The organism is Cupriavidus sp. KK10, assembly GCF_018223725.1.
In the GTDB taxonomy this organism is placed as follows: domain Bacteria; phylum Pseudomonadota; class Gammaproteobacteria; order Burkholderiales; family Burkholderiaceae; genus Cupriavidus; species Cupriavidus necator.
Window position 1 is genome coordinate 5,356,627 of sequence record NZ_CP073677.1, and the last position, 25,787, is coordinate 5,382,413.

General features: G+C 65.6%; 24 protein-coding genes. All 24 read right to left on the reverse strand.

Annotated features, from left to right (window positions below):
* Positions 1–85: 85 nt before the first annotated feature.
* Positions 86–958 (reverse strand): acetyl-CoA carboxylase, carboxyltransferase subunit beta, encoded by an 873-nt coding sequence (gene accD / locus KB879_RS24965; protein WP_013957407.1) that lies wholly within the window; start codon positions 956–958, stop codon positions 86–88.
* 180 nt (positions 959–1,138) lie between these two features.
* The gene (gene trpA / locus KB879_RS24970) at positions 1,139–1,936 is read right to left on the reverse strand and encodes a tryptophan synthase subunit alpha (protein ID WP_013957408.1); all 798 of its coding nucleotides are present in this window, start codon (positions 1,934–1,936) and stop codon (positions 1,139–1,141) included.
* Between the two features lies 1 nt (position 1,937).
* The gene (locus KB879_RS24975) at positions 1,938–2,864 is read right to left on the reverse strand and encodes a site-specific DNA-methyltransferase (RefSeq protein WP_010814635.1); all 927 of its coding nucleotides are present in this window, start codon (positions 2,862–2,864) and stop codon (positions 1,938–1,940) included.
* The gene (gene trpB / locus KB879_RS24980; protein WP_211979971.1) at positions 2,864–4,057 is read right to left on the reverse strand and encodes a tryptophan synthase subunit beta; all 1,194 of its coding nucleotides are present in this window, start codon (positions 4,055–4,057) and stop codon (positions 2,864–2,866) included. Before trpB ends, KB879_RS24975 begins: the two co-directional genes overlap by 1 nt.
* Before the next feature lie 124 nt (positions 4,058–4,181).
* On the reverse strand, positions 4,182–4,925 hold the full coding sequence (locus KB879_RS24985) for a phosphoribosylanthranilate isomerase (RefSeq protein ID WP_211979972.1): 744 nt from the start codon (positions 4,923–4,925) through the stop codon (positions 4,182–4,184).
* Positions 4,912–5,730, reverse strand: a complete 819-nt coding sequence (gene truA, locus KB879_RS24990) for a tRNA pseudouridine(38-40) synthase TruA (RefSeq protein WP_013957411.1) — start codon at positions 5,728–5,730, stop codon at positions 4,912–4,914. The genes KB879_RS24985 and truA overlap by 14 nt, the downstream gene beginning before the upstream one ends.
* Before the next feature lie 149 nt (positions 5,731–5,879).
* Positions 5,880–8,738 carry a FimV family protein gene (locus KB879_RS24995; protein ID WP_211979973.1) on the reverse strand — a complete coding sequence of 953 codons (2,859 nt, stop codon included), beginning with the start codon at positions 8,736–8,738 and terminating at the stop codon, positions 5,880–5,882.
* A gap of 287 nt (positions 8,739–9,025) precedes the next feature.
* Positions 9,026–10,162: an aspartate-semialdehyde dehydrogenase gene (asd, locus tag KB879_RS25000; protein WP_211979974.1), complete on the reverse strand. Its 1,137-nt coding sequence runs from the start codon at positions 10,160–10,162 to the stop codon at positions 9,026–9,028.
* Positions 10,163–10,252: 90 nt separating this feature from the next.
* On the reverse strand, positions 10,253–10,384 hold the full coding sequence (locus tag KB879_RS40235) for a hypothetical protein (protein ID WP_013957414.1): 132 nt from the start codon (positions 10,382–10,384) through the stop codon (positions 10,253–10,255).
* A gap of 113 nt (positions 10,385–10,497) precedes the next feature.
* Positions 10,498–11,565 (reverse strand): 3-isopropylmalate dehydrogenase, encoded by a 1,068-nt coding sequence (leuB, locus tag KB879_RS25005; RefSeq protein WP_013957415.1) that lies wholly within the window; start codon positions 11,563–11,565, stop codon positions 10,498–10,500.
* 21 nt (positions 11,566–11,586) lie between these two features.
* Positions 11,587–12,237 (reverse strand): 3-isopropylmalate dehydratase small subunit, encoded by a 651-nt coding sequence (gene leuD / locus KB879_RS25010; RefSeq protein WP_211979975.1) that lies wholly within the window; start codon positions 12,235–12,237, stop codon positions 11,587–11,589.
* 18 nt (positions 12,238–12,255) lie between these two features.
* Positions 12,256–13,665 (reverse strand): 3-isopropylmalate dehydratase large subunit, encoded by a 1,410-nt coding sequence (gene leuC / locus KB879_RS25015; protein WP_013957417.1) that lies wholly within the window; start codon positions 13,663–13,665, stop codon positions 12,256–12,258.
* 344 nt (positions 13,666–14,009) lie between these two features.
* On the reverse strand, positions 14,010–14,711 hold the full coding sequence (locus tag KB879_RS25020) for an ABC transporter ATP-binding protein (protein ID WP_013957418.1): 702 nt from the start codon (positions 14,709–14,711) through the stop codon (positions 14,010–14,012).
* The gene (gene livG, locus KB879_RS25025) at positions 14,711–15,502 is read right to left on the reverse strand and encodes a high-affinity branched-chain amino acid ABC transporter ATP-binding protein LivG (RefSeq protein ID WP_013957419.1); all 792 of its coding nucleotides are present in this window, start codon (positions 15,500–15,502) and stop codon (positions 14,711–14,713) included. Before livG ends, KB879_RS25020 begins: the two co-directional genes overlap by 1 nt.
* Positions 15,499–16,779, reverse strand: a complete 1,281-nt coding sequence (locus tag KB879_RS25030) for a high-affinity branched-chain amino acid ABC transporter permease LivM (protein WP_013957420.1) — start codon at positions 16,777–16,779, stop codon at positions 15,499–15,501. Before KB879_RS25030 ends, livG begins: the two co-directional genes overlap by 4 nt.
* Before the next feature lie 14 nt (positions 16,780–16,793).
* Entirely contained in the window at positions 16,794–17,720 is a 927-nt protein-coding gene (gene livH / locus KB879_RS25035) for a high-affinity branched-chain amino acid ABC transporter permease LivH (protein WP_010814623.1), read from the reverse strand.
* Positions 17,721–17,805: 85 nt separating this feature from the next.
* Positions 17,806–18,921 (reverse strand): branched-chain amino acid ABC transporter substrate-binding protein, encoded by a 1,116-nt coding sequence (locus KB879_RS25040; protein ID WP_211979976.1) that lies wholly within the window; start codon positions 18,919–18,921, stop codon positions 17,806–17,808.
* A 525-nt stretch (positions 18,922–19,446) separates the two neighbouring features.
* Positions 19,447–20,748, reverse strand: a complete 1,302-nt coding sequence (gltA, locus tag KB879_RS25045; RefSeq protein ID WP_013957422.1) for a citrate synthase — start codon at positions 20,746–20,748, stop codon at positions 19,447–19,449.
* A gap of 43 nt (positions 20,749–20,791) precedes the next feature.
* A complete protein-coding gene (locus tag KB879_RS25050; RefSeq protein WP_013957423.1) occupies positions 20,792–21,079 on the reverse strand; it encodes a succinate dehydrogenase assembly factor 2 in 288 nt (95 codons plus the stop codon).
* A gap of 82 nt (positions 21,080–21,161) precedes the next feature.
* Positions 21,162–21,863: a succinate dehydrogenase iron-sulfur subunit gene (locus KB879_RS25055; RefSeq protein ID WP_011298473.1), complete on the reverse strand. Its 702-nt coding sequence runs from the start codon at positions 21,861–21,863 to the stop codon at positions 21,162–21,164.
* 34 nt (positions 21,864–21,897) lie between these two features.
* Positions 21,898–23,676 carry a succinate dehydrogenase flavoprotein subunit gene (gene sdhA / locus KB879_RS25060; RefSeq protein WP_013957424.1) on the reverse strand — a complete coding sequence of 593 codons (1,779 nt, stop codon included), beginning with the start codon at positions 23,674–23,676 and terminating at the stop codon, positions 21,898–21,900.
* Positions 23,677–23,679: 3 nt separating this feature from the next.
* A complete protein-coding gene (sdhD, locus tag KB879_RS25065) occupies positions 23,680–24,045 on the reverse strand; it encodes a succinate dehydrogenase, hydrophobic membrane anchor protein (protein WP_211979977.1) in 366 nt (121 codons plus the stop codon).
* Positions 24,046–24,056: 11 nt separating this feature from the next.
* Entirely contained in the window at positions 24,057–24,467 is a 411-nt protein-coding gene (gene sdhC, locus KB879_RS25070) for a succinate dehydrogenase, cytochrome b556 subunit (RefSeq protein WP_010814616.1), read from the reverse strand.
* A gap of 281 nt (positions 24,468–24,748) precedes the next feature.
* Positions 24,749–25,630 (reverse strand): GntR family transcriptional regulator, encoded by an 882-nt coding sequence (locus KB879_RS25075; protein ID WP_211979978.1) that lies wholly within the window; start codon positions 25,628–25,630, stop codon positions 24,749–24,751.
* Positions 25,631–25,787: the final 157 nt, after the last annotated feature.

Sequence of the window (25,787 nt, forward strand, 5' to 3'; positions counted from 1 at the left end):
CGGCCCCGAGATAGCGGCCGGGGCGGCCAAGAAAAGCGAAAGGCGCGTCAACCACCCGCGCCCTTGATCTGCCATGCAGACGTTGTTATGCCACCGCGTCGGCCGGCTGCTTCTGCAGCAGCGCCAGCAGCTGCGCCAGTTCCGCGCGCATCTTGCGGCGGTCGACGATCATGTCGATGGCGCCCTTCTGGATCAGGAATTCCGAGCGCTGGAAGCCTTCCGGCAGCTTCTCGCGCACGGTCTGCTCGATCACGCGCGGGCCGGCAAAGCCGATCAGCGCCTTGGGCTCGGCGATCACCACATCGCCCAGGAAGGCGAAGCTGGCCGATACGCCGCCCATGGTCGGGTCGGTCAGCACGCTGATGAACGGCAGCTTGGCCGCGCTCAGCTGGTTCAGCATCGAGGTGGTCTTGGCCATCTGCAGCAGCGACAGCAGGCTTTCCTGCATGCGCGCCCCGCCGGTGGCGGTAAAGCAGATGAACGGCACCTTCTGCTCCAGCGCGGCCTTCGCGCCGCGCACGAAGCGCTCACCCACCACCGAGCCCATCGAACCGCCCATGAACTCGAACTCGAAGCAGCTCACCACCACCGGGATGGTGTGGATGGCACCGCCCATCACCACCATGGCATCGGTCTCGCCGGTGTCGTCCATGGCGGCCTTGATGCGGTCCGGGTACTTCTTGGAATCCTTGAACTTGAGGGCGTCGACCGGCACGATCTCCTGGCCGATCTCATAGCGGCCTTCGGCGTCCAGCAGCCCGTCCAGGCGCGCCCGTGCGCCGATGCGCATATGGTGGTCGCACTTGGGGCAGACGTGCAGGTTGGCCTCGACGTCGGTCCGGTACAGGGTGGACTCGCACGACGGGCACTTGACCCACAACCCCTCAGGGATGCCCTTGCGGGTGCTGGGGTCGGTCTGTTGAATCTTGGGGGGCAGGAGTTTATCCAACCAGCTCATGAAAGCTCCTTTCGGATGACTGCGGTCCGCCGGCAAGCCCGGTGTCGGGACGCCTGTTGGCGGATGGCAGGGAATCAACCCGCGAATTTACCATGCCGGCCCGGTGACCTCGAAGCGCAACGCGCGATTTGCGCACAAAACATCACTCCACAAGGTTTGCCGGGCCGGCATTACATCACTTCAGCTGTCCAGCGCCTGGCGGATCTCGGCAATAAACGCCTGCAGCGTCGCCACCGCCTGTTCGCGCGGGGTGTCCTCCAGCAGCTGCACCAGGCGGCTGCCGATCACCACGGCATCGGCCACGCTGCCGATCGCGCGCGCGGTCTGCGCGTCGCGGATGCCGAAGCCCACGCCCACCGGCAGGTTGGCATGCTGCTTGATCAGCGGCAGGCGCGCCGCCACGCTGTCCAGGTCGATCGCGGCCGAGCCGGTCACACCCTTGAGCGACACGTAGTACAGGTAGCCGCTGGCCACGCGCGCCACGGCCTCGATGCGGGCATCGGTCGAAGTCGGCGCCAGCAGGAAGATCGGGTCCATGCCGTTGTCGCGCATCAGCGTGGCGAACGACTCGCACTCCTCGGGCGGATAGTCGACCACCAGCACGCCGTCCACGCCAGCCTCGCGCGCGGCAGTGGCAAAGACCTGCTCGCCCATGCACTCGATCGGATTGGCGTAGCCCATCAGCACCACCGGGGTGTCGGCATTGGTCTGGCGGAACTCGCGCACCCACTGCAGCACCTGGGTCAGCGACACGCCCTGCGCCAGCGCGCGCTCGGAGGCGCGCTGGATCACCGGGCCGTCGGCCATCGGGTCGGAGAACGGCACGCCCAGCTCGATCACGTCGGCGCCGCCCGCCACCAGCGCGTGCATCAGCGCCACGGTCAGGCCGGGCTCGGGATCGCCCGCGGTGATAAACGGAATCAGGCCCTTCTTCTGCTGCGCGGCCAGCGCCGCGAACGTCTTCTGGATACGGGACATATCAGGGAATCAGGTGAGGCCGCGGCGCCGGCGAGACATCGTCGTTGGCGGCGGCCAGGGTTGGGGTGGCGGCAGGCTCGGCGGCTGCATTCGTGACGGCAAGGGCTGCAGCGGCGGCAGACACGCGATCGCATGCCACCTGCACATACTCCGGATTGATCTCGAAGCCGGCAAAGCGCCGTCCGTGGCGCAGGCAGGCCACCGCGGTGGTGCCGCTGCCGGCGAACGGATCCAGCACCAGGCCGCCCGGCGGACAGCTTGACAGCACCATGCGCTCGACGATCTCCAGCGGCTTCTGCGTCGGGTGGTTGGCGCGCTCCGGGTCCTGGCGGTGGATGCGCGAGACGCTCCACAGGTCCTTCGGGTTGTAGCCCACCTCCAGCCACTTCTTGCCTTCGAAACGCGGACGGCTGCGCGCCTTCTTGGTCTCGGGGTCGTAGGGAATGCGGACCGGGTCGAGATCGAAGTAGTAGTCGCGCGCGCGCGCAAAAAAGCCGATGTTGTCGTGCACCGACGAGAACTTGCGCGTGGTGCCGCCCATGCTGGGCACGCGGCGGTCCCAGATGATCTCGTTGATCATGGTCAGGCGCCGCTTGAGCATCACGAACAGCTCGGGCGAATACTGCCAGGTGCAGAACAGGTAGAGCGTGCCCTTGGGCGCGAGCTTGGGCACGACCGCGTTCATCCAGCGCTCGGACCAGTCGAGATACTCCTGGCCCGACAGCAGGTCGGAATCGTTGCCGTAGTCCTTGCCCAGCCCGTAGGGTGGATCGGCGACGATCAGGTCGACCGAGCCGTCCGGCAGGCGGGCAATGCCCTCGAACATGTCTTCCTGGAACAGGCGCAACTGGGCGGAATCGGGCGCACCGGACGCATCCGGTGCACCCGCGCCGCCCACGGCAAGTCCGGTCGGAGGCAGCGCGCGCATCAGAGCTTGAGCCCCGCGCGCTCGGCCACGGTGTGCATGTCCTTGTCGCCGCGGCCGGACAGGTTCACCAGTAGCAGCTTCTCCTTGGGCAGCGTCGGCGCCAGCTTGCAGGCGTAGGCGATGGCATGGCTCGATTCCAGCGCCGGGATGATGCCCTCGATGCGGCAGCAGTCGTGGAAGGCCTTGAGCGCTTCCTCATCCGTGATCGGCACGTACTGCGCGCGGCCGCTGTCCTTGAGCCAGGCATGCTCGGGGCCCACGCCCGGGTAGTCCAGGCCGGCCGACACCGAATGGGTCTCGATGATCTGGCCGTTGGCGTCCTGCAGCAGGTAGGTGCGGTTGCCGTGCAGCACGCCCGGCGTGCCGCCGGTCAGCGAGGCCGCGTGGCGGCCGGTGTCCAGGCCGTCGCCGGCGGCTTCCACGCCGATTAGCTGCACGTCCTGGTGCTCGATATACGGGTAGAAGATGCCCATGGCATTGGAGCCGCCGCCGACGCAGGCGATCACGGCATCCGGCTGGCGGCCCGTCATCTCCGGCATCTGCACCTTGGATTCCTCGCCGATCACGCACTGGAAGTCGCGCACCATCATCGGATACGGATGCGGGCCGGCCACGGTGCCGATGATGTAGAAGGTGTTCTCGACGTTGGTGACCCAGTCGCGCATGGCTTCATTGAGCGCGTCCTTGAGCGTGCGCGAGCCGCTTTCCACCGGCACCACGGTGGCGCCCAGCAGCTTCATGCGGTAGACGTTGGCAGCCTGGCGCTTGACGTCCTCGGCCCCCATGTAGACCACGCACTCCATGCCGAAGCGCGCGGCGATGGTGGCCGTGGCCACGCCGTGCTGCCCTGCCCCGGTCTCGGCGATCACGCGCGGCTTGCCCATGCGCTTGGCCAGCAGCGCCTGGCCGATCACGTTGTTGATCTTGTGCGCGCCGGTGTGGTTCAGGTCTTCGCGCTTGAAGTAGATCTGCGCGCCGCCGAGCGTCTCGCTCCAGCGCTGCGCGTGATAGATCGGCGACGGGCGGCCGACAAAGTGCTTCAGTTCGCGGCGGTATTCGGCATCGAACTCCGGATCCTTCTGGTAGTGCGCATAGGCTTCGCGCAGCTCATCGAGCGCGTGGACCAGCGTTTCGGACACAAAGGTGCCGCCATAGGGGCCGAAATGGCCACGGGAATCGGGCAAGTCGTACATATCTAGACTCTTCGGAACAGCGGCCTTGCCTCATCCGGCAAGGGCGCATGGTTGACTGCGATGCGTGTGCGCGCATGCGGCAGGCCATAGGCGGCATGGGGAAAGACGCGGGAGACGGCCCGGCTCATCCTGCCTCGGCACTGCGCACAGCACGCACGAACGCGGCGATGCGGGCGTGGTCCTTCACGCCCTTGGCGGCCTCTACCCCGCTGCTGACGTCCACAGCGTAGGGCCGCACGCGTTCAATCGCACCAGCGACGTTTTGCGCGTTCAACCCACCACTCAAAACGATGCGAGGAGCGCCGCTTGCGTTCGGGTTGCCGGTAGCTGGTACCGGGGGAGTAGGCGGAAGCCATGCCGGGGGAATCAGGGTCCAGTCGAAGACGTGGCCGCCACCGCCGTAGCCTTCGACGAAGGCATCAAGCAGCAAGGCAGCGGCATCACGGTATTGATCGGCAAATTCTACCAAATCGAGGCCCTGGCGCACACGGGCGGCGCGCAGGAACGGTAGCCGGCAGCGTTGTGACGCCTGCGAGCAGAACTGCGGGGTCTCGTCGCCGTGCAGCTGCAGCAGCGTCAGCGGCACGCGCTCGGCCACATGGGCGATGTCTTCCAGGTCGGCATTGACGAACAGCCCGATGATCGCCACGAACGGCCCGGCGGCCTCGGCCAGCGCGGCGGCGCGCGCCACGTCGACGTAGCGCGGGCTGTTCGGGTAGAACACCAGCCCGATGGCGTCGGCGCCGGCGTCCACGGCGGCGCGCACGTCGTCCTCGCGCGTCAGACCGCAGATCTTGATGCGGGTGCGGGCCGGCATGTGCACTGTGCTGCCCGCCGTGCTACCGTCGGCGGCCTCAGGCTGCGTCATCGAACACTCCATGGAACAGGCTCGCGGACGGATCGGCCGCGGGGATCTGGTAAGGATCAGGATACTTGACGCCGACCAGGTAGAGGCCGTCCGGCATGAAAGTCGGCGCCGCCAGCTTGCGCTCGCGCCCGGCCAGCACCTGCGCCAGCCATGGCGCCGGGTAGCGTCCGCGCCCCACCGCCACCAGGCAGCCCATCAGGTTGCGCACCATGTGGTGCAGGAAGGCGCTGGCGCGAAAGCGCAGGAACACCCAGTTGCCGTCATCCTTGATGGTGACGTCGTACATGGTCTTGACCGGCGACTTGGCCTGGCATTCGGCGGCGCGGAAGGCGGAGAAATCGTGCTCGCCGACCAGGCACGCGGCGGCCTCGCGCATGGCGTCGACATCCAGCCGCTGACCCGGCGGCAGCATCTGGTAGCCGGCGCGGCCGTGCACCAGCGGCACGCGGTGCGGCCCGGTGTAGAGCGCGTAGTAATACATGCGCTCGAACGCCAGGAAACGGGCGTGGAAGCCCTGGTCCACCGGCAGCGCCCATTGCAGCGCGATCGACGGCGGCAGGAAGGCGTTGACGCCGCGCACCCAGGAAAATGGCTCGCGCTCCAGCGCCGTGTCCAGGTGGATGACCTGGCCGAGCGCATGCACGCCGGTATCGGTGCGCCCCGCCACAGTGGTCAGCAGGCGCACCCCGGCAAAGCGCTCGATGGCGTTTTCCAGGTGATCCTGCACGGTATTGCGGTGCGGCTGCGACTGCCAGCCGGAAAAGGCGGCGCCGTCGTAGTGCAGGCCAAGAGCGATGCGGTTCATGTCAGGGGATCGGGCAAGGCGGCGGGTACGTCCGGGCGCAATGGTTCACGCCAGGTCCGCCGAAAAAGCAAATGCGCCGGAAGGGACGCTTCCGGCGCATCGCTTCAGGCTGCGGCAGCGCGTGCCGCGGCCGGACCGTCAATGATAGCTCAGGCCACTTCCTGCAGCAGCGAACGGGCCTCCGCCTGCAGCGGGTCCTGCGACTGCTCGACCACTTCCTGCAGCAGTTCGCGCGCGCCTTCCTTGTCGCCGATCTCGATATAGGCACGAGCCAGGTCAAGCTTGATCTGCATGTCCCGCCCGCCGTCCACGCCGTCGACCGACAGCGTGCTCGGCGACCCCCCGTGCGTGAGGTCGCCGCCGGTTTCAGGCGCCACGCGCGACAGGTCGATCGGCTCGGCCAGCTTGCCGTCGCGCAGCATAGTGGTGGCGGGCAGCGGCATGGTGGCCTCGTCCAGCACATCCTTGCCGCGGGCGTCGGCTTGCGCGGCGCTGCCCAGGTCAAGCGACAGCCCCGACATGTCGAACTCCAGCGGACGGCTACGGGTCGGCGTGTCAAGGGTGGGCACGTCGTCGGCAAGCGGGTCGGCGCCGGTGCCAGGCAGGCCGAGATCCAGCCGCACCGGCTCGCCGGCGTCGTGCGCGTCAGCGCCAAATACCATCGCCGCGGAAGCAGGCGCAACGATCGGCTCGCCGGCCGCCGGGGCCGGGAAGGCATCCAGCGGCAGCGCCAGGTCACCCAGCGACGGCTCCAGCCGCGCGATCGAGGCCGGATTCTGCGACGGGTCCTGGGTGCGCCACTGGTCGGTTGCCGGCGATGTCGTATCCGGCCCCGCCGCTTCGGGCGTCACCGCCAGGAAGAGCGCGTTGCCCGGCTCGAGCGCGCGCCCCATTTCTGCTGCCTTCAGCCATTCCGCCCCGTGTCCGCCGGTCTGGGCGAACATTTCTTCTGCAATCACGCGGAAACCTTCCACATCCTGTCTGTTGCTGTAAATCTCCAGGAGCTTGAGCCGCACCGGCTGCTGCTCCGGGTTCTTCTCCAGGGCTTCGCGCAGGATTTCCTCCGCCTGCACATCGCGCCCATAGGCGATATAGACCTCGGCCTCGGCGATCGGGTCGACCTCGTTGGCTTCTGGCGTGTTGTTGCCGATGCGGAAGTCCGCGCCGAACACGCTGTGCTGCGAGGTGTCGACGCTCTGCCCCCCGGCCGTGCCGAACAGCGAATTGGCACCGGCCATCACCGTGCTTTCCTGCGACAGGATGCTGTCGCCGAAGCCGGTCGCCTCGCCCGCCTTCTGCTGCTGGCGGCGGCGATAGATCGCATAGACGCCCAGCAGCGCCACCAGCAGGCCACCGCCGGGCAGCAGCATGGGGTTGGCCAGCAGGCCATCGATGAACGACGGTTGGGGCACCGGCTCGGGCTGGGCCGCCAACACCGGCGGGCGCTTGGCCGCGGGGGCCGACGCGGCGGCTGCGGCCTGCGCTGCGCTGGCAGGGATGGCCGCAGCCGGCTGCGAGGCTGGGACGGCTGCCACGGCGGAGGCTGCCGCGGGCGCCACGGCGTCCGCGGCGCTGGCGCCGGCCGCTGCCGGGGCGCTGGCTGCGGTTGCTGCGGTTGCGGCAGCCGTCGCGGCGGCCGCAACCGGCGCCGGGGCCACGGCATCGGCCTTCGGCGGCTGGGCCGCCACCACGGTCGGCGCCGCCGCCGCGGCCTTGGCCGCGGCTTCAGCCTTTTCCTTCTCGGCCAGCACCGTCTGGTTGGCCTGGCTCAGCTTGGCGATCTCGGCGTTCTTCAGCTCGAGCAGCTTCTGCATGTCGCCGACGTTCTTTTCCAGCTGCGCGAGGCGGGCTTGCGCCTCCTTGAGCTCACGCTCGCGCGCGACGCCGGCTTCGGCCTTGGCCGCGGCGTCGGCCTGCGCGCCACGCGCGGCCTTGCTGAGCTTCAGTTCATCACGCGGGCCGTCGGTCGGGGCGGCCTGCTCCTGCACCCGGGCGGTCACGTTGCCGGACTGCTGGCGGCCGCTGTCGGGCTCGACCGACTTGGCCGCGGCAGCGCTGGCCAGCCGGCTGCGGTAGGCATTGAAGCCCTGCGTGCGCGCCACCACCTCGCGGCGGGCGGCCTTGGGTGCGACGGCCTGCGCCTGCTGCTGGGTCGGGACCTGCAGCACCGCACCGCTGCGCAGCCGGTTCATGTTGCCGCCGATAAAGGCGTTGGGATTGTTGCGGTAGAGCGCCACCAGCATCTGGTCCAGCGAGACCGATTCCTGGCCTTGCACGGCTTCGCCGGCGATGGCGTATAGCGTGTCGCCGCGCTGCACCGTGTAGCCGCCGCCGGGCGCCATCTCGGTGCTGCCACTGGCGGCCTGCGCCGGTGCCCGCTTTGCGCTCTGGCGGGCCGGGCGCGCGGGCGCGGCTGGCTTGACTGCCTCGGCGGCCGCGGCGGGCGCAGCTACCTGGGCCGGCGCAGGCTCCGGCGCGGCGGCAGGTGCCGGTGCCGCTACGGGAGGCGCATCCGGCGTCGCCGCCTGCATCACCGTCGCCGGCGAGAAGGTCTGGTTCGAAGGCTTGGCCCCGGCAGGGTCAAGCAAGAAGGTATAGGCGCGCGAGACCTTGCCGCTGGCCCAGCTCATGTCGACCAGGATGTCGACAAAGGGCTCGCTGATCGGCTGGCTGGAGCGGACCCGGGCCACATAGCTGCCGTTCGGGCGGCGCTCCACCTCCAGCCGCAGGCTGCTGACAGCCGGCAGGTAGGTCAGCCCGGCCGCGGCATACGCCGCTGGCGACGCCAGCTTGACATTGAGCCCGGCGGCCTCTTCGGCACTGACCCCACTGATGTCGATCTCAGCCTGCAGCGGCTGCCCCAGATTCGACTGAACCCGCAATTGCCCGAACCCCGCGGCATATGCGGCCGGCTGCGCAAGCAGCAGGCCCAGTGCCGTGACGGCCAGCGTTGACCAGCGCTGACGGGCAGTAGGCGCATCTTTCCGGCGATGTTGGCTCACACTCACCTTGTGCTCCGTTATGTTTTAGTAGCGATATAAATCGACAAACCGACCCCATAAACCAGGTCCGCCCGGCTGGCGGGACATTCTGAACGGCCCCTTTGCCAGCCCGCGCGAGCGGCGCCGGCAACTGCCGGCGCGAGGCGCATGCCGGCGTATTGTGACGCATCGCCCGGGGAAATAGGCGCCCGGATACAACAACGCCGCGCATGGGCGCGGCGTTGTCGGCAAAGCGGTGCATTCTGTTGCCTGGCTGCAACGGACGCAACCAGGCAACAGGCGGGGGCCCCGGATCAGGACTCGATCAGGATACGCAGCATGCGGCGCAGCGGCTCGGCCGCGCCCCACAGCAGCTGGTCACCCACGGTGAAGGCCGACAGGTACTCGCCGCCCATCTGCATCTTGCGCAGGCGGCCGACCGGGATGGTCAGCGTGCCGGTCACGGCAGCGGGCGTCAGGTCGGTCATGCTGGCCTCACGCGTATTCGGCACCACCTTGGCCCACGGGTTGTGGGCGGCGAGCATGCCTTCGATCTCATCGAGCGGCACATCCTTGCGCAGCTTGATGGTCAGCGCCTGCGAGTGGCAGCGCATGGCGCCGATGCGCACGCACAGGCCGTCCACGGCGATCGGCGTGGCGCCGGTCGCACCCAGGAAGCCCTCGCCGCGGCCCAGGATCTTGTTGGTCTCGGCGCCCCCCTTCCATTCTTCCTTGGACTGGCCGTTGCCCAGGTCCTTGTCGATCCAGGGGATCAGGTTGCCGGCCAGCGGCACGCCGAACTGCTTGGTTTCTTCGGCGGACAGGCCATGCTGAGTCGTCAGGATGGTGCGGTCGATTTCCAGGATGGCCGAGGCCGGGTTGTCCAGCAGCGGCTTGACCGAGGCGTTCAGGGTGCCGAACTGGGTCAGCAGCTCGCGCATATGCTGCGCGCCGCCGCCCGATGCGGCCTGGTACGTCATCGAGGTCATCCACTCGATCAGGTCGGCCTCGAACAGGCCGCCCAGGCCCATCAGCATGCAGCTGACCGTGCAGTTGCCGCCGATGAAATTCTTCACGCCCTTGGACAGCGCGTCCTTGATCACGCCCTGGTTGACCGGATCCAGCACGATGATGGCATCGTCCTTCATGCGCAGCGAGGACGCCGCGTCGATCCAGTAGCCCTTCCAGCCGGCCGCGCGCAGCTTGGGGAAAACCTCGTTGGTGTAGTCGCCGCCCTGGGCAGTCACGACCACGTCGCACTTCTTCAGCGCTTCGATGTCATTGGCATCTTTCAGCGTGGTTTCGTTCTTCGCCATGGCGGGCGCCTTGCCGCCGGCATTGGACGTGCTGAAGAAGACGGGCTCGATATGGTCGAAATCACGCTCTTCCTGCATGCGCTGCATCAGGACGCTGCCGACCATTCCCCGCCAACCGACGAGACCTACAATCATGATTTACCTCGGATGTGATTTTTACTTCCCCGCCATTTTCCTCGCCCGGCGTGGCTGCGCGGGGAAGACGGGCAGGCACGACGAACGGATCTAGGCGATCGCGGTTTTAATAATGGTTTTAATCGTCGTTGCGGTCTGGCCGAGCGAAATCGTGCCGACCGGGCCGCGGGTAGCGGTCAGGGCAGCAACAGCAGTCAGGGTGGACTGGGAAAATCGGGCCATCGTCAGAGTCTACACGATTTTGCGGCGCTGCCGCAGCGTGCAGATACGGGAAATAAAGGGGACAAATCAGACAAAGGGGGCACTACCTGCGCACCGCCCCCTTCCGGTGTGACTTACAGTGCCGCCAGCACCGCGTCGCCCATCTCGCGGGTGCCGACCTGCTTGCAACCCGGCGTCAGGATGTCGCCGGTGCGGTAGCCCTGGGCCAGCACCTTCTTGACGGCGTTCTCGATTCGGTCGGCCTGCTCGGCGCGGTTCAGCGAGTAGCGCAGCATCATCGCCGCCGACAGGATGGTGGCCAGCGGATTGGCCACGCCCTTGCCGGCGATGTCCGGCGCCGAGCCGTGCGACGGCTCGTACAGGCCCTTGTTGTTGGCATCCAGCGACGCCGACGGCAGCATGCCGATGGAGCCGGTCAGCATGGCGGCCTCATCCGACAGGATGTCGCCGAACATATTGCCGGTGACGATCACGTCGAAGCTTTTGGGCGCCTTGACCAGCTGCATGGCCGCGTTGTCGACGTACATGTGCGACAGCTCGACCTCCGGGTACTCCTTGTGCACCTCGATCACGATGTCCTTCCAGAACTGGAAGGTCTCGAGCACGTTGGCCTTGTCGACGCTGCACAGCTTCTTGCCGCGCTTGGCCGCGGCCTGGAACGCCACGTGCGCGATGCGACGGATTTCCGGCTCGCTGTAACGCATGGTGTCGAAGCCTTCGCGCGCGCCCTTGAACAGGCCATCCGGCGCTTCGCGCACGCCGCGCGGCTGGCCGAAGTAGATGTCGCCGTTCAGTTCGCGCACGATCAGGATGTCCAGGCCGGCCACCAGCTCGGGCTTCAGGCTGGAGGCGCCGGTCAGTTCCGGATAGCAGATCGCCGGACGGAAATTGGCGAACAGCTGCAGGTGCTTGCGCAGGCCCAGGATGGCCTGCTCCGGACGCAGCGGGCGCTCCAGGCTGTCGTACTTCCAGTCGCCGACGGCGCCGAACAGGATGGCGTCGGCTTCCTTGGCCAGCTTCAGGGTGTTCTCCGGCAGCGGATGGCCTTCGGCCTCGTAGCCGGCGCCGCCCACCGGGGCGGTTTCCAGTTCGAACTTCTCGTCGAGCGCGTTCAGGACCTTGACGGCCTCCGCGATGATTTCAGGACCAATGCCGTCACCCGGCAGGACTGCGATCTTCATTGTTGTCTTTCCTCTTGAGTCTTATCCGACCAGGCGGTTGTTCAGCCACGGCATCTTCGCCACGCGCTCGGCCTCATAGGCCTTGATCTTGTCGGCGTGGCGCAGGGTCAGGCCGATATCGTCGAAGCCGTTCAGCATGCAGTACTTGCGGAACGGGGCGATGTCGAACTCATACGCCTGGCCGCCCGTCGTCAGCACCACCTGCTTGTCCAGGTCGATGGTCAGCTTATAGCCGTTGAAGGCGTTGGTCTCGTTGAAGAGGTGATCGACCTGCTGTTCGGTCAGCACCACCGGCAGCAGGCCGTTCTTGTAGCAGTTGTTGAAGAAGATGTCGGCAAAGCTGGGCGCGATCACGGCGCGGAAGCCATATTGCGTCAGCGCCCACGGCGCATGCTCGCGCGAGCTGCCGCAGCCGAAGTTGCGGCGGGCCAGCAGGATCGATGCGCCCTGGTAGCGCGGCTGGTTCAGCACGAAGTCCGGGTTCAGCGGACGCTTGCTGTTGTCCATGCCGGGCTGGCCGACGTCCTTGTAGCGCCACTCGTCGAACAGGTTGGGGCCGAAGCCGGTGCGCTGGATCGACTTCAGGAACTGCTTCGGGATGATGGCGTCGGTGTCGACGTTTTCGCGGTCGAGCGGCGCCACGAGGCCGTTGTGTACGGTGAACTTGTCCATGTCTCTTTCCTTACTTCCTCAGCCCAGCTTGCGGATATCGACGAAATGGCCTTCGATGGCGGCGGCCGCTGCCATCGCCGGGCTCACCAGATGCGTGCGCCCGCCCGCGCCCTGGCGGCCTTCGAAGTTGCGGTTCGAAGTCGAGGCGCAACGCTCGCCCGGATCGAGGCGGTCGGCATTCATCGCCAGGCACATCGAGCAGCCCGGCTCGCGCCACTCAAAGCCGGCGGCCTTGAAGATCTTGTCCAGGCCTTCGCGCTCGGCCTGTTCCTTGACCAGGCCCGAACCCGGTACCACCATCGCCAGCTTCACGTTGGCAGCAACCTTGCGGCCCAGCTTCTGCACCACCCACGCAGCGGCGCGCATGTCTTCGATGCGGCTGTTGGTGCAGGAACCGATGAAGACCTTGTCGATATTGATGCTCTCGACCGGCACGTTGGGCTGCAGACCCATGTACTCCAGCGCGCGCTCCATCGCGTTGCGCTTGTTCGGGTCCTTTTCCTTCTCGGGATCCGGCACGCGGTCTTCGATGCTGATCACCATTTCCGGCGAGGTGCCCCAGGTCACCTGCGGACGGACGTCTTCAGCGCGCAGCTCGACCACCTGGTCGAACTTGGCACCGGCATCCGAATGCAGCGTGCGCCAGTAGGCCACGGCCTGCTCCCACTCCACGCCCTGCGGCGCGTAGGGGCGGCCCTTCACGTATTCGAGCGTGACGTCGTCCACCGCCACCAGGCCGGCGCGCGCACCGGCTTCGATAGCCATGTTGCAGACCGTCATGCGGCCTTCCATGGTCAGGTCGCGGATGGCCGAGCCGGCGAACTCGATGGTGTAGCCGGTGCCGCCCGCGGTGCCGATCTTGCCGATCACGGCCAGCACGATGTCCTTGGCGGTGCAGCCGCGCGGCAGCTTGCCTTCCACCTTGACCAGCATGTTCCTGGCCTTCTTGCCCAGCAGCGTCTGCGTGGCCAGCACGTGCTCCACTTCCGAGGTGCCGATGCCGTGCGCCAGCGCGCCGAAAGCGCCGTGCGTGCTGGTATGCGAGTCGCCGCACACCACCGTCATGCCCGGCAGCGTGGCGCCCTGCTCCGGCCCGATCACGTGCACGATGCCCTGGCGGTGGTCGTTCATCTTGAACTGGGTGATGCCAAAGCTGTCGCAGTTCGCGTCCAGCGTGTCGACCTGCAGCTTCGACACCGGATCGGCAATGCCCTGGCTGCGGTCGGTGGTCGGCACGTTGTGGTCCGACACGGCCAGGTTGGCGCTGATGCGCCATACCGGACGCTCCGCCAGCTTCAGCCCTTCAAACGCCTGCGGGCTGGTCACTTCATGCAGCAGGTGGCGGTCGATATAGAGCAGCGTGGTGCCGTCTTCCTCGACGTGGACGGTGTGGTCATCCCAGAGTTTGTCGTAGAGCGTCTTGGCCATGATGCGATGGCGGGCCGGAGGACCAACCCTTTGCAGGAGAAGTCCGCGGTGACCGCGCAGTAGTTTGCAGGGGTTTTTGTTCGCTTCGGTCGCGGTGGCGAACACGGGGGGCAATAGCGATGATCGCGCCGGAAGCCGCCTGAAGCGAGCGTTATTTCAAGCGTTGCGGCAATGCTTGACTTGGCAATCGATTATGCCACAGGGGGTGCGGCACTCAGCCCCCTGTCCGGCCCGGGCGGCGGCTGCGATGTAATGTGATTGGCGAAAGGGGGATTTCGCGGATGGCGAAAAGGAAAAGGCCGTCGCCCCGCCTGGGGGGCGGCTGAGGCGGCGGCCTCTCAGGATCAGCCGCCCAGGTAGGCGGCCTTGATCCGGTCGTTGGCCAGCAGGTTGGCGCCGGTATCGGCCAGCACCACCTTGCCGGTTTCAAGCACATAGCCGCGGTCCGCCACCTGCAGCGCCTTGTTGGCGTTCTGCTCGACCAGGAACACAGTGACGCCTTCGTCACGAATGGTGCGAATGATGTCGAAGATCTGCGCGATGATCAGCGGCGCCAGCCCAAGCGTGGGCTCGTCCAGCAGCAGCAGGCGCGGCCGGCTCATCAGCGCGCGGCCGATCGCCAGCATCTGCTGCTCGCCGCCCGACATGGTGCCGGCGCGCTGGCTGGCGCGCTGGTTCAGGCGCGGGAACAGCTTGAAGACGTGTTCGATGCCCGCCTCGATCTCGTCGCGCCTGGCGAAAAAAGCGCCCATCTTCAGGTTCTCCAGCACCGTCAGGCTCGGAAACACGCGCCGGCCCTCGGGCGAGATCGCCATGCCCAGCCGCATGATCTCGTGTGTGGACCGGTTGGTGATGTCCTGCCCTTCGAACGTCACGCGCCCGCTGGACGCGCGCGGCGTGCCGCATACGGTCATCATCAGCGTCGTCTTGCCGGCGCCGTTGCTGCCGATCAGGGTGACGATCTCCCCCTTGTTGACTTCGATCGATACGCCCGACAGCGCCTCGACGGCGCCGTAGTGGGTATGGACCTGTTCCAGCTTCAGCATCAGTCCTCTCCCAGGTAGGCCTTGATCACGCGCGGGTCGTTGCGCACTTGCTCCGGCTTGCCAATCACGATCGGCTTGCCGTGCTCCATCACCAGGATGCGGTCGGACACGCCCATCACCAGGCTCATGTCGTGCTCGATCAGCAGCACCGAGATGCCGAACTCGCGCCGCAGCTGGTCGATCAGCTGCTGCAGCTCGATCTTCTCCTGCGGGTTCAGGCCGGCGGCGGGCTCGTCCAGCATCAGCAGGCGCGGCTTGGTGATCATGCAGCGCGCGATCTCCAGCCGGCGCTGGTGGCCGTACGACAGCGTGCCGGCCTCGCGGTTGGCGACCTTGGTCAGGCCCATGCGCTCCAGCCAGACCGCGGCGCGCTCCAGCGCCTCGCGCTCGGCGCGCCGGTAGGCCGGCGTGGCGAACAGGCCTCGCAGGATGCCGGACTGCACCTGCAGGTGCTGCGCGACCAGCAGGTTTTCCACCACTGTCAGCGACTTGAACAGGCGGATATTCTGGAAGGTCCGCACCAGGCCCTGGCGCGCCACCTTGTGGCTGGGCAGGCCGGCAATGTCGCGGCCGTCGAGCGTGACATCGCCCGCGGTCGGCTTGTAGAAGCCGCCCACGCAGTTGAACACCGTGGTCTTGCCGGCACCGTTGGGGCCGATGATGGCGAAGACCTCATCCTTGCGAACATCGAAATCGATGCCATCGACGGCCAGCAAGCCGCCGAAGCGCATCTGCAGGCCGGAGACTTTCAGCAGCTCGGCTGCTTGCACCGCTTGTTGCACATTGGTCATCGCGGCAACTCCACGTGGGGACGGCTCGCGGGCAGCAGGCCCTGCGGACGCCACATCATCATCAGCACCATCACCAGGCCGAAGATCAGCATGCGGTATTCGGCGAAGCCGCGCGCCACTTCGGGCAGCACCGTCAGCAGGATCGCCGCCAGGATCACGCCCAGCTGCGAGCCCATGCCGCCCAGCACCACCACGGCGAGGATCAGCGCCGACTCGATAAAGGTGAACGATTCCGGATTGACCAGCCCCTGGCGCGCCGCGAAGAACGCGCCGCCGATGCCGGCGAACGATGCGCCCAGCGTGAACGCCGACAGCTTGATGCGGGTCGGGTTCATGCCCAGCGAACGGCACGCGATCTCGTCGTCACGCAGCGCTTCCCAGGCGCGGCCCATCGGCATGCGGATCAGGCGGCTGGTGACGAACAGCGTGAAGCCAACCAGCAGCAGCGCCAGCAGGTACAGGAAGATCACCATGTGCTGGCCGCTGTAGTCCAGGCCGATCAGGTCATGGAAAGTCCTGGTGCCCTCCACGCTCGCACTGCGCGCCATTTCGATGCCGAACACGGTCGGCTTCGGGATGCCCGAGACGCCGTCCGGGCCGCCGGTCAGGCTGGTCAGGTTGTTGGCCAGCAGGCGGATGATCTCGCCGAAGCCCAGCGTCACGATCGCCAGATAGTCTCCTCGCAACCGCAGCACCGGGAAGCCAAGGATAAAGCCGAAGGTCGCCGACATTGCCGCGGCGATCGGCAGGCATTCCCAGAAGCCCAGCCCGAAGTACTGGTTCAGCAGCGCATAGCTATAGCCGCCGATCGCGTAGAAGCCGACATAGCCCAGGTCGAGCAGGCCGGCATAGCCCACCACGATATTCAGGCCCAGCCCCAGGATCACGTAGATCAGCGCCAGCGTGGCCACGTCGACCGCGCCGCGCGAGCCAAAGAACGGCCACACCAGCCCGATCGCGAGCAGCACCCAAACCGCCACGCGCTGCTGGCGCGCCCCGAGTTGCGGCACCGACGGCAGGCGCACGGCGCTGCCGGCACGCGACAGCAGCGGCTTGAACAACTGGAACAGGAACACCGCCGCCACGGCGATCCACACCGGCCGCCAGTGCGGCTCGAGCACGACCTTGTAGCCTTCCAGCTTGAGCTGCAGGCCCAGGATGGGAATGGTGAGGATGGCCGTCATCACGGCCGCGAAGATCGCGTTCTTCAGCGATTGCCCGGGTGCGGCCGCGCGGGCGGCTTGCCCCGCGGGCATCGCGCTAATTTTGTTGGTCATGGTCTCGTCCTCCCTCAGACCTTTTCGACATCAGGCTTGCCCAGCAGCCCGGTCGGACGGAACAGCAGCACCAGCACCAGCAGGCTGAACGCAACCACGTCCTTGTACTCGGCCGGCATATAGCCCGAGGCGAAGGTCTCCGCCAGGCCCAGCAGCACGCCGCCGAGCATCGCGCCCGGGATGCTGCCGATGCCGCCCAGCACCGCCGCGGTAAAGGCCTTGATGCCGGCGATAAAGCCGATAAAGGGATTGAGCTTGCCGATGGTCAGGCCGATCAGCACGCCGCCCACCGCCGCCAGCATCGCACCCAGCACGAAGGTGAAGGAAATCACCTTGTTGGTATCGATGCCCAGCAGGTTGGCCATGCGCATGTCTTCGGCGCAGGCGCGGCAGGCACGGCCCATGCGCGAACGGCCGATAAACAGCGTCAGCGCGATCATCAGCACCAGCGTCACGCCGACGATCAGCAGGCGCGAGTACGGCACCGTCACGGTGAAGTCGCTGCCCATCTGGAACTCGATGGCGCCCGAGATCAGCACCGGCACGGACACGTCGCGCGCGCCCTGCCCGATCTGGACATAGTTCTGCAGGAAGATCGACATGCCGATGGCCGAGATCAGCGGCACCAGCCGCGGTCCGCCCCGCAAGGGCCGGTATGCCACCCGCTCGACCGCATAGCCGTACACCCCGGTGACCAGCACCGAGACCAGCAAGGCGGCGCCCAGCACCAGCGGCAGGGGGTAGCCTGCCTGGGCGCCGATCGCGGTGAGCGTGACCAGGCCGACATAGGCACCGATCATGTAAATCTCGCCGTGCGCGAAATTGATCATGCCGATGATGCCGTAGACCATTGTGTAGCCGATGGCGATCAGCGCATAGATCGCACCCAGCGTCAGGCCATTGACCAGCTGCTGGGTGAACTGTGGAAGGAATTCATTCATTGGGGAAGCCTCAGGAACTTGAAGCCCGATACCAGAACGCCCCGCCCGGGGTCCGGGCGGGGCGTGTGCGTGGGAAAGCGCCGGCTTAGTTGGCGGCCGTCTTGCTGGCGTCCTTGTGCCAGGTGTAGACCACGAACTTGAAGGACTTCAGGTCGCCCTTGTCGTCGTACTCGACCTTGCCGATCGGGGTGGTGAAGGCGTTCTTGTGCATGTACGCCGCAACCTTGGCCGGGTCGGTGCTCTTGGCGCCGGCAATGGCGTCGCCAATGATCTTGACGGCGGCATAGGCCGGCATCTGGAACGGGCCGTTGGCGTCACGCTTCTTGTCGGCAAAGGCCTTCACCAGCGCGGCGTTGGCCGGATCGGCCGAGAAGTCGGCCGGCAGCGTCACCAGCATGCCCTCCGACGACGGGCCGGCAATCGCGGTCACGTCCTTGTTGCCCACGCCCTCGGGGCCCATGAAGGTGGCCTTGACGCCCTGCTCGCGCGCCTGGCGCAGCAGCAGCCCCATTTCCGGGTGGTAGCCGCCGAAGTAGACGAAGTCCACGCCCTGCGACTTGAGCTTGGTGATAACGGCGGAGTAATCCGAATCGCCGGCGTTGATGCCTTCGAACACGGCCACCGGGATCTTGGCGGCTTCCAAGTCCTTCTTCACCGAGCTGGCGATGCCCTGGCCGTACGACTGCTTGTCGTGCAGCACCGCAACCTTCTTCGGCTTGACCTTGCTGATGATGTACTGGGCAGCGGCCGGGCCCTGCTGGTCGTCGCGGCCGATGGTGCGGAAGATGAACTTGCGCTTCTTGGTCTCGGTCAGCTGCGGCGCGGTGGCTGACGGCGTCACCATGACGATGCCTTCGTTCTCGTAGATGTCCGAAGCCGGGATGGTCGAACCCGAGCAGACGTGGCCGATCACGTACTTGATGTTCTGGCTGACGATCTTGTTGGCAACCGCCACGGCCTGCTTCGGCTCGCAGGCGTCGTCCATCATCACCACTTCGAACTTGTTGCCGCCGGCGCCGCCAGCTGCATTGATCTGTTCGATGGCGGTCAGCGCACCGGCCTTGACCATGTCGCCATACTGCGCCACCGAGCCACTCATCGGGCCGGCAATGGCGATCTTCACGGTTTCGGCGTTAGCAGCGACGCCAAAGGTGGCCAGCATGGTGGCCAGCGAGATGGACGTAAGACGGGACAGCGTCATCAGGAGCTCCTCGATTTATGTTTGGGTCAACCGGGCAAAAACGGTGTGACCTGCGCAATCGAACAACACCCGCGGACTACGAATAAAGACGCCCGAGACGCGGAAGACGGGCCTGCAAGGAAGAGACAGCGAATGCGGGGCCCGGCATGTGTCAGTCCCGCTGGGATATCGGGACCAAGGTTCGGAAAGACAACGTTTGATGCGTTCTCTATTGCGCAAGCGATTCGCCTGCCCCGCTTGCCGCACCGCACGCCGGAAGGGTGGCCCGGCTGCCGTCGGCAAAGCAGCCCGCATTATAGGGTCAAATTTCCTGCCGCAGGCGAAAATCGCACAACAAATGCGGAACTGAATTGACAGACTGAGACACAATTCTCCGCAAATTGGCGTTCTCACCACTTATCCGGCAATTTCCTGCTGCCTGCCCTGCTGCGACGCACAAGGCGCTCCGGCCCAGAAACACAAACGCCCCGGCGGGCCGGGGCGTTTGTGATTGCTGCATTGCGCAGCCGGATGAAAAGCCAGCGATCAGCGCTTGGCAACGTCCGGCACGTCGCGGGTAGCTGCGCCAACAAACAGCTGGCGCGGACGACCGATCTTGTATTCCGGATCGGTAATCATCTCTTCCCACTGCGAGATCCAGCCCGGGGTACGGGCCAGCGCGAAGATGCAGGTGAACAGCGAGGTCGGGATACCCAGCGCGCGCTGGACGATGCCCGAGTAGAAGTCGACGTTCGGGTACAGCTTGCGGCTGACGAAGTACTCGTCTTCCAGGGCGATCTTTTCCAGTTCCATGGCCAGCTTGAACAGCGGGTCGTTGTGCAGGCCCAGCTCTTCCAGCACTTCATGGCAGGTTTCGCGCATCAGCTTGGCGCGCGGATCGTAGTTCTTGTACACGCGGTGGCCAAAGCCCATCAGGCGCACGCCCGAGTTCTTGTCCTTGACCTGCTTGATGAACTCGTTGATGTTGTCGACGCTGCCGATTTCTTCCAGCATCTTCAGCGCGGCTTCGTTGGCGCCGCCGTGGGCCGGGCCCCACAGGCAGGCCACGCCGGCGGCGATGGCTGCGAACGGGTTTGTGCCCGACGAACCGGCCAGGCGCACGGTCGAGGTCGAGGCATTCTGCTCGTGGTCGGCGTGCAGGATGAAGATGCGGTCCAGCGCACGCTCCAGCACCGGGTTCACGGTGTACGGGGCGCACGGCGTGCCGAACAGCATGCGCAGGAAGTTGCCCGAGTAGGACAGGTCGTTCTGCGGATAGATGTACGGCTGGCCGATGTTGTACTTGTACGCCATGGCGACCATGGTCGGCATCTTGGCGATCAGGCGGATGGCCGAGATCTCGCGCTGGTGCGGATCATCGATGTCCATCGCGTCGTGGTAGAACGCGCTCATGGCACCCACCAGGCCCGTCAGCACGGCCATCGGGTGCGCATCGCGGCGGAAACCGCGCATGAAGAACTGCAGCTGCTCATGAACCATGGTGTGGTTCATCACGTGGCCGGTGAATTCATCCTTCTGCTTGGCGTTGGGCAGCTCGCCCTTGAGCAGCAGGTAGCAGACTTCGAGGTGGTTGCACTTCTGCGCCAGCTGCTCGATCGGGTAGCCGCGGTACAGCAGCTCGCCCTTGTCACCGTCGATATAGGTGATCTTGGAATTGCACGAAGCCGTCGACATGAAACCGGGGTCGTAAGTGAACTTACCGGTCTGTCCGTACAGCTTGCGAATGTCGATTACATCCGGGCCAACGGTACCCGTGTAAATCGGCAGCTCAACGCTGGGGGAACCATCGGAGAACGATAGCGTGGCTTTCACATCGGACGGCGTCATGTCGGATCCTTCAAATGCTGTGAATAATAATGTTGACCAAAACTCAGACCGTACGCAGCAGGGTGATCACTCGCTGCATCGGGGGCGTGTCGAGCTCACCGTCCAGTTCCTTGCGCGCAAGGAGCAGGTCCATCAACTCGTTGTCGCTGAGTTCGAACAGCACGCTCAGCGAAGCCACGTCCTCGTCGGACAGGCTCTCCTCGTAACGGTTGAAAAAACGTTCGACGATGATGTCGTTCTCCAGAAGGCCGCGGCGGGCGCGCCAGCGCAGGCGGGCGCGCTTGTGCGGATCGGCCTGATGGGAGAAGGTGGTGGCAGGACTCTCAGTCATGGCTTCCTACTTCCGGCACGCCAACCCGATATAGCCGCTCGGGCTGACGTGCCGCTTACAACTACTGCAGACAGCCGCAGGGTCAGACCGCGCGGCGGACCATCAGCTCCTTGATTTTGCCGATGGCCTTGGTCGGGTTCAGACCCTTCGGGCACACATCGACGCAGTTCATGATGCTGTGGCAACGGAACAGGCGGTACGGGTCGTTCAGGTTGTCCAGACGCTCGCTGGTGGCCTGGTCGCGGCTGTCCGCGATGAAGCGGTAAGCCTGCAGCAGGCCGGCGGGGCCGACGAACTTGTCCGGATTCCACCAGAACGACGGGCACGACGTCGAGCAGCTGGCGCAGAGAATGCACTCGTACAGGCCGTCCAGCTCGTCACGCTCTTCCGGCGACTGCAGGCGCTCTTTCTCAGGCGGCGGCTCGTCGTTGATCAGGAACGGCTTGATCGAGTTGTACTGCTTGAAGAAGTTCGTCATGTCGACGATCAGGTCGCGCACCACCGGCAGGCCGGGCAGCGGACGCAGCACGATGCGGTCCGGCAGCTCGCGCATATTGGTCAGGCAGGCCAGGCCGTTCTTGCCGTTGATGTTCATCGCGTCCGAGCCGCACACGCCTTCGCGGCACGAACGGCGGAACGAGATGGTCTCGTCCAGCTTCTTCAGCTTGACCAGCGCGTCCAGCAGCATGCGCTCGTGACCGTCCAGCTCGACCTCGTAGGTCTGCATGCGCGGTGCCGCATCCTTGTCCGGATCGTAGCGGTAGACTTCGAAAATACGCTTCATTTCTGTGGGTCCTGTTATCTCTACGATGCGGTGCTCAGAAGGTACGGGCCTTCGGCGGCACGCTTTCCACCGTCAGCGGTTCCATCTTCACCGGCTTGTAGTCGAGGCGGTTGCCTTCGCTGTAGAACAGCGTGTGCTTGAGCCAGTTCTGGTCATCGCGATTCGGGAAGTCGCTGTGCGCGTGGGCACCGCGCGATTCCTTGCGAGCCGCCGCCGAGATCATGGTGGCCTTGGCCACTTCCACCAGGTTGGCCACTTCCAGGGCTTCCACCAGCGCGGTGTTGAAGACCTTGGACTTGTCCTTCAGGTGGATGTTGTTGGCGCGCTCGGAGACTTCCAGGATGCGCTCGACGCCTTCGTCCATCAGCTTCTGCGTACGGAACACGCCCGCATGCGACTGCATGTTCTTGCGAATGTCGTTGGCGACGTCCTGGGTGTATTCGCCCGAGGTCGTCCCTTGCAGCTTGGCCAGGCGCGACATCGCGAGGTCGGCGGCATCGGCCGGCAGCGGCTTGTGTTCCTTCTGCTTCAGGTTCTGCGCAATGATGTGGTTGCCGGCGGCGCGACCGAACACCACCAGGTCGAGCAGCGAGTTGGTGCCCAGGCGGTTGGCGCCGTGCACCGACACGCACGAGCATTCGCCGATCGCGTAGAAACCGTTCAGGACTTCGTTCGGGTTGCCGTTCTTCGGCACCACGACCTGGCCGTGATAGTTGGTCGGGATACCGCCCATCTGGTAGTGGATGGTCGGGACCACCGGGATCGGTTCCTTGATCGCGTCGACGTTGGCGAACTTCATGCCGATTTCGCGGATCGACGGCAGGCGCTTCATGATAGTCTCGGCACCGACGTGGGTCAGGTCGAGCAGCACGTAGTCGCCGTTCGGGCCGCAGCCGCGGCCTTCCTTGATTTCCTGGTCCATCGAGCGCGAGACGAAGTCACGCGGCGCCAGGTCCTTCAGCGTCGGGGCATAGCGCTCCATGAAGCGCTCGCCGTCCTTGTTGCGCAGGATACCGCCTTCGCCGCGCACGCCTTCGGTGATCAGCACGCCCGCGCCGGCCACACCGGTCGGGTGGAACTGCCAGAATTCCATGTCTTCCAGCGGCACGCCTGCGCGCGCTGCCATGCCCAGGCCGTCACCGGTGTTGATGAAGGCGTTGGTGGAAGCGGCGTAGATGCGGCCGGCACCGCCGGTCGCGAACAGCGTGGTCTTGGCCTCGAGGATGTAGACCTCGCCGGTTTCCATTTCCAGCGCGGTCACGCCCAGCACGTCGCCGTCCTGGTCGCGGATCAGGTCCAGCGCCATCCACTCGACGAAGAAGTGGGTCTTGGCGCGCACGTTGCGCTGGTACAGCGTGTGCAGCAGTGCGTGGCCGGTACGGTCAGCCGCGGCGCAGGCGCGCTGCACCGGCTTTTCACCGTAGTTGGCGGTGTGGCCGCCGAACGGACGCTGGTAGATGGTGCCGTCGGGATTGCGGTCGAACGGCATGCCGAAGTGTTCGAGCTCGTACACGACCTTCGGGGCTTCACGGCACATGAACTCGATGGCGTCCTGGTCACCCAGCCAGTCCGAGCCCTTGATGGTGTCGTAGAAGTGGTAGTGCCAGTTGTCTTCGCTCATGTTCCCCAGCGAAGCGCCGATGCCGCCCTGTGCCGCCACCGTGTGCGAGCGCGTCGGGAACACCTTGGACAGCACGGCCACGTTCAGGCCGGCTTCCGCGAGCTGGAGGGATGCGCGCATCCCGGCGCCGCCAGCACCGACGATGACCACGTCGAAACGGCGACGCGGCAATCCAGTCTTGACTGCGACCATTTATTACACCCTCCAGAGAATCTGAGCAGCGTAGCCCGCGCAACCGACGAGCCACAGAATCGTAAGAACTTGCAGCACGAGGCGCACGGCCATCGGACGCACATAGTCCATCCAGATGTCGCGCACGCCGATCCAGGCGTGATACAGCAGCGACAGGATGGTCAGGAACGTGATGATCTTCATCCACTGGTTGGAGAAGAGCCCTGCCCACGCTTCATACGAAGCGCCGTTCGACAGCAGGAAGGCAATGGCCAGGACCACGGTGAAGACCACCATGATCACGGCCGTGACGCGCTGCGCCAGCCAGTCTTTCAGGCCGTAGTGCGCACCGACGACAAGACGCTTGGGACCGATATTATTTTTTGCCACCTTGATTCTCCTCAGAACAGGCCGAACAGCTTCAGGCCGAAAATCAGGGTAAGCAGCAGGCTCACAACCAGCACGCCGATGGCAGACTTGGCCGAGGCCGGCTTGGAAACGCCGACGTGCACGTCCAGCAGCAGGAAACGGATACCCGCGCAGAAGTGATGCAGATAACCCCAGATCAGGACCAGCAGAACCAGCTTGACGAAGCCGCCGGACAGAAGCGCCGAGAACTTTGCGAAGCTCAGTTCCGAAGTGATGCTCTGCTCAAACAGATACAGGACGAAGGGAAGGAGGAGGAACATCAACGCACCGCTCACGCGATGCAGGATGGATACCTTGCCGGCCCAGGGCAACCGGTAGCGCGCAATTTGCGCGATACCGATATTCCGGTACTCCGGCCTGGCTTGTTTGACGGCTTCAGCCATGCGAGACCCCATTTTGCGGTAAACAAAAAACGAAACTGCCATTGCCCTGCATGCAACGGGATGCATTAGGGCAAATCCATGAGATTTTAGCGCCTTTGTTGCGCGCTGCACCAATAATTTTCAGCTATCAGGCACCAACACGTACCGCCCGACAATCGCACACTAATCACATCCGCCGGCAATCAGGCGCAACCTTCACCCGCGCTGCGCAACAGCCCGCACCGTCATGACGAAAGCCACAATAATCAACGCCAGCGGGCGCATCATGCCATGCGCCGGCGTCAGCTCAGGTCGTTCTGGTAATAGTGCCGCGTAGTCACATACAGGCCGCGGCGCACTTCGACGGGGCGGTCGCCATAGGTGTACGACACCCGCTCGACTGACAGCAGCGGCGAGCCTACCGGGACAGACAGCAACTCGGCCGCCGTTTCATCGGCGGGCACGGCGCGGATCTTCTCCGAGGCGCGGATCATGCGCGTGCCGAACTCGGCCTCGAACAATGCATACATGGGGCCCTTCCACTCGGTCAGCTTTTCAGCGGTGAGGCCCTTGAAGTTGGCGCCGAGCAGCCAGATTTCGTCCAGCACGGTCGACTCGCCCGAGAAATTCAGCACGCGGCGGATCTGCACCACGCTGTCGCCGGTGCGGATGTCGAGCAGCCGGGCAATTTCGGCGGGGGCGCGCAGGCGCTTGCATTCCAGCACGCGGCTGGCGCCATAATGGGGTTCGCCTTCGTCGGGGACGAGGCGCAGGAAGCGGAACTTGACCACGTCTTCATGGTGCGTGGTCACGAAGGTGCCCTTGCCCTGCCGGCGCGCCACCAGGTTCTCGGCGGCGAGTTCGTCGATGGCCTTGCGCACCGTGCCCTGGCTGACCTTGTAGCGGGAGGCCAGCTCCATTTCGCTGGGGATCATCTCGCCGGGCTTCCATTCGCCGGATTGCAGGCTGCGCGTGATCAGCGCCTTGATCTGCTGGTAGAGCGGGCTGAAGGTAGGCGACGGCACGGACTGCAGACCAGAGGTGGGGCCAGATTGCGGGGCCGCGTGCGGCACAGGCGCGGGCGGCGAAGAAGGCGGCTGCGTCCCGGCGCCAGGCGTGGCGGCGCCAGATTCCGGCGCGCCGGGTGCGGCTGCGCCGGTCAGGGACGTAGGCAGGGAGGACATAGCGGGATTTCACCACAAAAGGGCAAGATACGTCCAGCCTTACGTTAATTGTCTTATGTCTTATATAAGACATATGAATTGACATCGTGAGAGGCCCGACCTACACTCGCGCTGGTCCACGCCCGCGATGGCCCTCCCAGGCCCGCCAGCAGCAGCC

Bases quoted from the DNA above. Each gene is read 5' to 3' on its own strand.
- accD (WP_013957407.1), bottom strand. From the start codon at position 958: ATGAGCTGGTTGGATAAACTCCTGCCCCCCAAGATTCAACAGACCGAC.
- trpA (WP_013957408.1), bottom strand. From the start codon at position 1,936: ATGTCCCGTATCCAGAAGACGTTCGCGGCGCTGGCCGCGCAGCAGAAG.
- KB879_RS24975 (WP_010814635.1), bottom strand. From the start codon at position 2,864: ATGCGCGCGCTGCCTCCGACCGGACTTGCCGTGGGCGGCGCGGGTGCA.
- trpB (WP_211979971.1), bottom strand. From the start codon at position 4,057: ATGTACGACTTGCCCGATTCCCGTGGCCATTTCGGCCCCTATGGCGGC.
- KB879_RS24985 (WP_211979972.1), bottom strand. From the start codon at position 4,925: ATGACGCAGCCTGAGGCCGCCGACGGTAGCACGGCGGGCAGCACAGTG.
- truA (WP_013957411.1), bottom strand. From the start codon at position 5,730: ATGAACCGCATCGCTCTTGGCCTGCACTACGACGGCGCCGCCTTTTCC.
- asd (WP_211979974.1), bottom strand. From the start codon at position 10,162: ATGATTGTAGGTCTCGTCGGTTGGCGGGGAATGGTCGGCAGCGTCCTG.
- KB879_RS40235 (WP_013957414.1), bottom strand. From the start codon at position 10,384: ATGGCCCGATTTTCCCAGTCCACCCTGACTGCTGTTGCTGCCCTGACC.
- leuB (WP_013957415.1), bottom strand. From the start codon at position 11,565: ATGAAGATCGCAGTCCTGCCGGGTGACGGCATTGGTCCTGAAATCATC.
- leuD (WP_211979975.1), bottom strand. From the start codon at position 12,237: ATGGACAAGTTCACCGTACACAACGGCCTCGTGGCGCCGCTCGACCGC.
- leuC (WP_013957417.1), bottom strand. From the start codon at position 13,665: ATGGCCAAGACGCTCTACGACAAACTCTGGGATGACCACACCGTCCAC.
- KB879_RS25020 (WP_013957418.1), bottom strand. From the start codon at position 14,711: ATGCTGAAGCTGGAACAGGTCCATACCCACTACGGCGCCGTCGAGGCG.
- livG (WP_013957419.1), bottom strand. From the start codon at position 15,502: ATGACCAATGTGCAACAAGCGGTGCAAGCAGCCGAGCTGCTGAAAGTC.
- KB879_RS25030 (WP_013957420.1), bottom strand. From the start codon at position 16,779: ATGACCAACAAAATTAGCGCGATGCCCGCGGGGCAAGCCGCCCGCGCG.
- livH (WP_010814623.1), bottom strand. From the start codon at position 17,720: ATGAATGAATTCCTTCCACAGTTCACCCAGCAGCTGGTCAATGGCCTG.
- KB879_RS25040 (WP_211979976.1), bottom strand. From the start codon at position 18,921: ATGACGCTGTCCCGTCTTACGTCCATCTCGCTGGCCACCATGCTGGCC.
- gltA (WP_013957422.1), bottom strand. From the start codon at position 20,748: ATGACGCCGTCCGATGTGAAAGCCACGCTATCGTTCTCCGATGGTTCC.
- KB879_RS25050 (WP_013957423.1), bottom strand. From the start codon at position 21,079: ATGACTGAGAGTCCTGCCACCACCTTCTCCCATCAGGCCGATCCGCAC.
- KB879_RS25055 (WP_011298473.1), bottom strand. From the start codon at position 21,863: ATGAAGCGTATTTTCGAAGTCTACCGCTACGATCCGGACAAGGATGCG.
- sdhA (WP_013957424.1), bottom strand. From the start codon at position 23,676: ATGGTCGCAGTCAAGACTGGATTGCCGCGTCGCCGTTTCGACGTGGTC.
- sdhC (WP_010814616.1), bottom strand. From the start codon at position 24,467: ATGGCTGAAGCCGTCAAACAAGCCAGGCCGGAGTACCGGAATATCGGT.
- KB879_RS25075 (WP_211979978.1), bottom strand. From the start codon at position 25,630: ATGTCCTCCCTGCCTACGTCCCTGACCGGCGCAGCCGCACCCGGCGCG.